Source organism: uncultured Agitococcus sp. (genome assembly GCF_937920075.1).
Classification (GTDB): Bacteria; Pseudomonadota; Gammaproteobacteria; order Pseudomonadales; family Moraxellaceae; genus Agitococcus.
The window spans coordinates 1-5,051 of the sequence record NZ_CALETI010000465.1; the positions used below are offsets into that span (position 1 = coordinate 1).

Genomic DNA, 5,051 nt, shown 5'->3' on the forward strand with positions numbered 1-5,051 from the left:
GTAGTGTTTTTTAATAGTCAAAAACATCCCAGTGGTCATATTTGGTTAACAGGCGATAATCGTACAGGTGCAGGTAATGGCGATGATGAGCAAATTATCGTTAAGTTAAATAATCTGAGTGATAAATATCAACGTATCTTATTTGTGGTGTCTATTTATGAAGGGCGAAAACGAGCCCAACATTTTGGCCAATTAAAAAATGCTTTTATTCGTGCTGTTGATAATAAAGGTAAAGAATTATGTCGTTATGATATTAGTGCTGAATCTCACTACGATAATATGTGTTCGATTAGTTTTGCAGAGGTTGTTCGTGAGGCTAATGGTTGGCGTTTTAAAGCATTAGGTACACCGCATGATAGTGATGATTTTGTTGATGTGTTGAAAAACTACATTGGGTGAGGTGGCTGTGAGTCAACGTTTTTGCGTGTATCTATTATTAGATACCTCAGGTTCGATGCGTGGTGAGCCAATTACCTCAGTAAATATTGGTTTGCGTGCGATGATGGCATCTTTGCGCCAACAACATCATGCTTTAGATAATATTTATTTATCTATCGTTACTTTTGATTCGCTCATTAAAGAGGTGTTACCGCTCACTGCCATTCGCAATATTGTTTTGCCTGACATTGTGTGTCCTGAATCAGGCGCAACATTTTTGGGCGAGGGCTTAATGCATATTTGCCAAAAAGTGGATAGTGAACTTAATCGCACTAAGGATGCACAGCCTTTATTATTTGTCATGACTGATGGAAAACCGTCAGATACCTTGGCTTATACAGAGGCATTAGAAGAAGTACAACGCCGATCATTTGCCAAAATTATTGCTTGTGCGGCAGGGCATAAAGCCGATGCCAGTGCCTTAAAGCGACTCACTGACACAGTAGTAAGTTTGGATACAATGGATAGCAGTACTTTTTCCCAGTTCTTCCAATGGGTATCAGCCACGGTCAGTGCCAATCAGCAAAATAATGATTCAGCTTTGCCTCCACCACCTGCCGAAATCAATATTGTGATTTAAGGGTTGGTTTCGACTTCGCTCAACCAGCGTAAAAAGCTTTCTGAGCGAAGTCGAAGGGAAAATCTTTCTAACTAAATAAAAACAAGGATTTTATATGCGCCGTTTACCAATATTTTTTTTGCTTGATGTCTCAGAGTCGATGGCAGGCGAAAACTTACGGCAATTACAACAAGGCTTAGAGCGTTTAGTCAGCAGTTTAAGAACAGATCCTTATGCTTTAGAAACGGTTTATTTATCCATTATTGCCTTTGCTGGCAAGGCGAAAACCTTAACCCCTTTGGTCGAGATGGCGGTTTTTTATCCGCCGCGTTTGCCAATTGGCTCAGGCACAGGCTTGGGGGCAGCATTAACACACTTGATGAAAGAAATAGATAATCAAGTCATTAAAACCACACCTGATCGAAAGGGCGATTGGAAGCCGATTGTCTATTTGATGACAGATGGTAAACCAACTGATGAGATTAAGGACGCAGTGTATCGTTGGCAAAAATATTATCAGCAACAAGCGGCATTAATTGCTATTGGTGTGGGTCAATATGCCGATTTGGAAGCTTTACGTAAACTCACGCCAAATGTCGTGCATTTAAATGCACAAAGTGATGAAGATTTTAAAAAGTTTATTGATTGGGTCAGTCAGTCAGTAGTGGCACAAAGTCGTAGTGTCTCAGCTAATACTGGTGGGGTGAATTTAGCCAAGCTTGATGATTCGATTATGTCGCAAATTGGCGATTTAGGCTTGGCGGCTAAAGTTGACGAAGACTATGTGATTTTATCGGGAATGTGTCAGCGTTATCGTTTGCCCTATTTGATTAAATATGAACGAATGCCGATGAGATTTGATGCGGGTCAGTATCAAGTCGATTTTGGTCGTTACCATATGGCGGGAGTGTTAGCTTTAGAAAAAGATTATTATGAGTTGTGTGATAACAGCATGGCCACACCAACCATTAATACCGATATGTTAATTGGTGGGGCAGGTTGTCCCCATTGTGGTCATCATTATGCGATTGCCGCTTGTGGTAATTGTAATCAACTGTTTTGTATAGATGGTGAAGGTGCAGCTAACTGTCCTCATTGTCAGTATCAAAATAACTTTGTTATGGCCAGTGCTGATAGTGATGGTTTTGACATTAGTCGTGCTCGAGGTTAAACCATCATGGTGTTTAGCTTAGTGCCAGCCTCGGTTGGGCAGCGATATTTTCAGCGCTTGAGTAATGATGTTCAACAAGTGCATGTGGTGGCGGTGGATATTGCCCCTGAAACGGGTTTAACCTTTAATGAGCAAGAACAAATATTGTGTGGCCAACCATTAACAATCGGGCAGTATGCTCTGGTTATTTATTATCAATTAATTATCGAAAATCAATATAGCACCATTAAAACCAGTCACAGCCAACTTATCATTAATCCAGACCCTCGCTCTTTATGGAAAAATATTCCTTCCAATAACCAAGAAATATATGCCAAGCCTGATAGCCGTAGTCAATCTTTGCACAATGCTCACTATAAAATACTCGCTGCCAGTCAACGTGGCCGCTCTCACGCCCATAAAGGCCAATTTAGAGAGGATGATTTTTTTATTGCACAAGGTGAAAATTGGCAATTAGCGATTGTGGCTGATGGGGCTGGTAGTGCTCAATATAGTCGTTATGGTTCATGGTTAATTTGTCAAACGATGGGGAGTTTTTTAACGCAAATCTTGTCTAGACCAATACCTGTTGATAGGCAAGACATTAACCTTGAATTAAAAGGTGCATTGGCTGAAGCGATATGCGCTATAGAACATGAAGCACAACATCAACAAACACCAGTTAAAGATTACGCCAGTACTGTGTTAATAGTGTTGTGTTATTTTGATAATCAAAAAAAAGAATATGTGTATTGGACGGTAGCCATAGGTGATGGTGCAATCGCTTTGTATTCGCCACAAACACAACAAGTCAGTTTATTAAATATGCCCGATAGTGGTGATTATGCAGGCGAAACGCGATTTTTAAGTGATAGTAATTTTATGCAAGCTCCTATAACAAATTATTGCACTAAAGAGTTTGTACCCTGTTTATTGATGACCGATGGCGTCAGTGATGCGTTTTTTGACTCAGATAATGCCTTAAATTGTGACCAAGCATGGCAATATTTATGGCAGTATTTACAACAACATCAAGCCTTAGATGATGATAAAAATTTATTAAGCTGTTTAGATTTTTGGTCAAAAGGCAATCACGATGACCGTACTTTAGTGGTAATTTTGGAAAAATAACATGGCTAATGTAGTGCGTTTAACCGCTTCTGATGGTTCAGTGGTCGAATTTGTTGATGAAATCAAAGCGGCTGGCGCAATGAAGGATGTGTATTTTTCGCCCGATAAACGTTATGTCGTAGCTTTGTTTAGAAAGAAGAATGACCAAGCTTTAAAAGAGCGTTTGCAACTGATTACAGGTCAATATCGAGAGCGGATTTTTAATCAACAAGGCGGTGATTATTGGCGTGGTTTGTATTGTTGGCCAACAGCAATGGTTGAATATCAAGGAAAAATTGGTGTCGTGATGCCATTTTATGCCAGCCATTTCTTTTTTGATTATGGCTCTAAACAAAACGATATGCTTGGCATTAAAGGCAAAGAAAAAGAAGGCAAATGGTTTGCTTCACCATCAAATCGACAAAAGTTTTTAGATAGTCGTGAGTTAGGCAATTGGTTGCATCATTTACGCATTTGTTTGCAAATTGCCCGTGCTACGCGCCGTTTACATGCTGCAGGTTTAGCTCATTCCGATTTGTCATATAAAAACGTCTTGGTTGATCCCATTACAGGCAGTGCCTGTTTAATTGATTTAGATGGTTTGGTTGTGCCTGATAAATTTGCACCTGATGTGGTGGGAACGCCTGATTTTATTGCACCCGAGTGTGTTAAAACTGCGCATTTAGAGCGTAACGACCCCAAACGTGTGTTACCTAGTATTCGCACCGATGAACACGCTTTGGCAGTATTAATTTATATGTACTTATTATATCGCCATCCTTTGCGTGGTGATAAAGTGCATGATGTGAAAGACTCGCAACATGATGAAAGTTTGATGATGGGCGAAAAGGCCTTATTTATTGAGCATCCTACAGACAGCAGCAATCGGATTAATGTTGCTTATGTTAAAGCCTCAGAATTACCGTGGAAAGATACGCAAAAGTTACCTTATACCCTAACAGGTAGTTATTTAAGTCCGTTATTTGAACGCGCTTTTATTGACGGTTTACATCAGCCACAGTTACGTCCCAGTGCCGATGAATGGGAACAGGCTTTGGTCAAAACCGTTGATTTAATTCAGCCTTGTATTAATCATGACTGCGAGCAAAAATGGTATGTGTTTGCTAATAGTACCAAGCCCATTTGTCCGTTTTGCCAAACGCCCTTTGTTGGCCAATTACCTGTATTAAATTTATATTCTGCTTCTCAAGAAGGGCGGTTTTTACCTGATAACCATCGTGTCATGGTTTATCACAATCAATCGTTATATCAATGGCATAGCAATAAATTATTATTTCCTAATGAGCGTTTAACGCCTGAACAAAAACGTCGAATTGGTTACTTTGTTTATCATCAACAACAATGGTATTTGGTCAATGAGGCTTTGCCCGATTTGATGAGTGTGGCTAATAAACAAACGATTGCCATTGGCGATAAAATTGCGTTGGTAGATGGTTTGCAATTGTTGTTATCACGCGGTGAGGGTAGTCGTTTGGTGGTGGTGCAGATGGTGAGCTGTTAAACAATTTGGGATAATAAAGTAAATATTGTACAATAGTTATGTACGATTTTGGAGATAGCAATGCAAACCATTAATATCAGTGACTTTCGTAGTCATTTAGCCTATTACTTAAAAGTGGCACAAATGGGTGAATCGTTGTCTATCACTTCACATGGACAAGTATTGGCAGTGATAGTACCCCCTAGTCAAGCTAAACAAGATGCAAAAACGGCTTTACAACAAATTGCTCAACAAAGCGTGATAGATGATGTTGTGTCACCACTAAATGAGCC

At 39.7% G+C, this 5,051-nt stretch carries 6 protein-coding genes; all 6 read left to right on the plus strand.

What is annotated here, in order from left to right:
* Positions 1-399 (plus strand): TerD family protein (locus Q0212_RS15815; RefSeq protein WP_297927288.1); only part of this gene is annotated, 399 nt, incomplete at its 5' end.
* Between the two features lie 7 nt (positions 400-406).
* Complete coding sequence (locus Q0212_RS15820) at positions 407-1,018, plus strand: VWA domain-containing protein (protein WP_297927289.1); 612 nt, start codon at positions 407-409, stop codon at positions 1,016-1,018.
* A gap of 94 nt (positions 1,019-1,112) precedes the next feature.
* Positions 1,113-2,168: a TerY-C metal binding domain-containing protein gene (locus Q0212_RS15825; RefSeq protein ID WP_297927291.1), complete on the plus strand. Its 1,056-nt coding sequence runs from the start codon at positions 1,113-1,115 to the stop codon at positions 2,166-2,168.
* Positions 2,169-2,174: 6 nt separating this feature from the next.
* Complete coding sequence (locus tag Q0212_RS15830) at positions 2,175-3,278, plus strand: PP2C family serine/threonine-protein phosphatase (protein WP_297927293.1); 1,104 nt, start codon at positions 2,175-2,177, stop codon at positions 3,276-3,278.
* A gap of 1 nt (position 3,279) precedes the next feature.
* Positions 3,280-4,779: a lipopolysaccharide kinase InaA family protein gene (locus Q0212_RS15835; RefSeq protein WP_297927295.1), complete on the plus strand. Its 1,500-nt coding sequence runs from the start codon at positions 3,280-3,282 to the stop codon at positions 4,777-4,779.
* Between the two features lie 60 nt (positions 4,780-4,839).
* A partial coding sequence (locus Q0212_RS15840; RefSeq protein WP_297927297.1) for a type II toxin-antitoxin system Phd/YefM family antitoxin occupies positions 4,840-5,051 on the plus strand: 212 nt, incomplete at its 3' end.

Excerpts from the sequence above, each read along its gene's own strand:
- Q0212_RS15825 (WP_297927291.1), top strand. The coding sequence starts at position 1,113 with ATGCGCCGTTTACCAATATTTTTTTTGCTTGATGTCTCAGAGTCGATG.
- Q0212_RS15830 (WP_297927293.1), top strand. The coding sequence starts at position 2,175 with ATGGTGTTTAGCTTAGTGCCAGCCTCGGTTGGGCAGCGATATTTTCAG.
- Q0212_RS15835 (WP_297927295.1), top strand. The coding sequence starts at position 3,280 with ATGGCTAATGTAGTGCGTTTAACCGCTTCTGATGGTTCAGTGGTCGAA.